Here is a 2,143-nt window from a genome sequence, read left to right as displayed (position 1 = left end):
GGGCGAGCCGTTCGCGCAGCAGGAGTTCGTGGACGGCGGCCAGGAGCTGTCCACGCACTCGGTACGGGCCGCCCGGCTGGGCGAAGCCCTGGTGGTCACCGTGGTGCGGCACGGTTCCTCCGACCGGCAGGAGCAGCGCCTGGCGGACCTGCAGCGCCTCGGCCGGCTCGGCTGGGCCACCTGGAACCTGGTCACGCGCGAGGCGACCTGGTCGTCCCAGGTCTATGCCCTGTTCGAACGCGACCCCGAGTCCGGCCCGGTCCGCCTGACCGAGCTGCCGGACCTCGCCCTGCCCGAGGACGGGCCCGCGCTCGCCCGGGTCGTGCGGGAGCTGCTCACCGAGGGCAAGCCGTTCGACACGTCCTTCCGGATCGGTACGGCGGCCGGGGTACGGCATCTGCGGGCCGTCGCCGAGGCCGTCCCGGACGCCGAGGGCACGCCGGTCCAGGTGCACGGCTTCGTGCAGGACCTCACCGCGCAGCGCAGCGCCGAACTCGCCCTGGTCGAGAGCGAGCGGGCGATGCTGGCCCAGCACGGAATCCTGCAGGCCGAGCGCATGCTGGCGGGCCGGTTGCAGCACGCGCTGCTGCCCCTGCCACGGCGGCCCGTGCGCCTGGCGGGGCTGCGGGTGGACGTGGCCTATCTGCCCGCCCAGTCCGGGATCCACGTCGGCGGTGACTGGTTCAGCGCGATCGAACTGCCGTGCGGCGACGCACTGTTCGTGATAGGCGACGTGGCCGGGCACGGCATCGACGCGGTGGCCACCATGGCCCAGCTCCGCTTCACCGCCAAGGGCATGATCTTCACCGGTTCCTCGCTGACGGGCGCGCTCTCCCGGCTGAACACCCTGCTGATCCACTCCCGTGACAGCCACGGCACGGCCACCCTCGTCCTGGCCCGCTACAAGCCCGCCGAGCGCCTCCTGGTCTGGGCCCAGGCGGGCCATCCGCCACCGCTGCTGCTGCGCCGGGGAGAGCCCCGTTACCTCGAACGCCCGCGCGGTGTGCTGCTCGGGGCGACCGAATACCCGGTGTTCGAGGAGGCGGAGTGCCGGCTGGAGCCGGGAGACCGGCTGCTGTTCTACACCGACGGGCTGGTCGAACGGCCCGGTGAGGGCATCCAGCGGGGCCTGGCGCGGCTCGCCGAGGCAGTCTCGGCCCACCGCACCGACACCCCCGGCTCGCTGGGGCCGCTGCTGGCCGCGATGCTGGAGGGCGAGCGCCGGGACGACGTCTGCGTCCTGGACATCCGGGTGCCCACGCGGCAGGGGTAGGAGGGGCCGGGCACGGGGCGGATCAGTCGGCCGGGTGCCCGGGCGGGATGTCGAGTGCGTCCTGGAGCCGCAGCGACGGCCCGCCCGGGCCGTCCGCGCCGCCCGACTCCACGGGATCGAGTACGAAACCCACGTGGTCGCCCGCGTCCAGGCGCAGCACCACCCGGCCGACGAACCACGCCGGCGCGTCCTGGAGCACGACGGCCCCGCCGCGCCGCTCCGCCCAGCGCACGTCCGCGAACTTGTCCACGCCGTCGTCGCCGGTGCGGCCCCCGAACAGGGCGGCCAGCGCGTGCTGCCGCCGGGTGAGCAGGTGCACGGCGAGGTGGTCGGCGTGCCCGGCCACCCGGAAGGTCCGGTTGGCCTTGGACAGCCACACCACGAACCGCGGCGGTCGGATGGAGCACTGCGATGCGAACCCGACCAGGCAGCCGGCGCGCTCCCCGCCCGCCGCGGCCGTCACCACGCACATGTCGGGGTTCAGCCGGCCGGTGAACGTGTCCTGGCCCGTCATGCCCGTCCCGCTCCCTCCGTCCGCCACAACCGGGGTGGCACCAGCTCAGCACATCCCGGTGGCGTCTGCCCGTCTCACCCGTCGTCAAGCGTCGTACGGGACTCCAGGGCACGGCGGGTGTCGTCGCCGTAGACACCCGTCTCGTCGCCGCTGATGCCGTACCAGAGCTGGAAGCGGGCCACGGCCTCCCTCAGTGTGCCGTCGTAGTGGCCGCCGGTGGAACCGTCGCGGTAGACGTCCGGGACGCGCAGGAGGCGTTGCTGCAGCTCGGTGACGTCCGGGCCGGTGTCGCCCTCGCGCAGGGTGCCGGGGCCGTCCGGGTCGGCCGACACGGTGGCGGTGACCGTCACGGCGGG

3 protein-coding genes are annotated in these 2,143 nt (G+C 74.3%); 1 reads left to right on the top strand and 2 read right to left on the bottom strand.

All coding sequences use genetic code 11. From position 1 onward, the window contains the following. Positions 1-1,273: PP2C family protein-serine/threonine phosphatase (locus RH94_RS41865; RefSeq protein ID WP_234425449.1), on the top strand; the 1,273-nt coding region annotated here is incomplete at its 5' end. Positions 1,274-1,295: 22 nt separating this feature from the next. Here RH94_RS41865 and RH94_RS01475 read toward each other — a convergent pair. Further along, on the bottom strand, positions 1,296-1,787 hold the full coding sequence (locus RH94_RS01475) for a flavin reductase family protein (RefSeq protein ID WP_073945864.1): 492 nt from the start codon (positions 1,785-1,787) through the stop codon (positions 1,296-1,298). Between the two features lie 74 nt (positions 1,788-1,861). Beyond that, a partial coding sequence (locus RH94_RS01470) for a peptidoglycan-binding protein (protein WP_234425448.1) occupies positions 1,862-2,143 on the bottom strand: 282 nt, incomplete at its 5' end.

The organism is Streptomyces kebangsaanensis, from assembly GCF_001906585.1.
GTDB classification, from domain to species: Bacteria; Actinomycetota; Actinomycetes; order Streptomycetales; family Streptomycetaceae; genus Streptomyces; species Streptomyces kebangsaanensis.
Note: the sequence above shows the minus strand (reverse complement) of the source record. Positions and strands in the feature narration are given on the sequence as shown.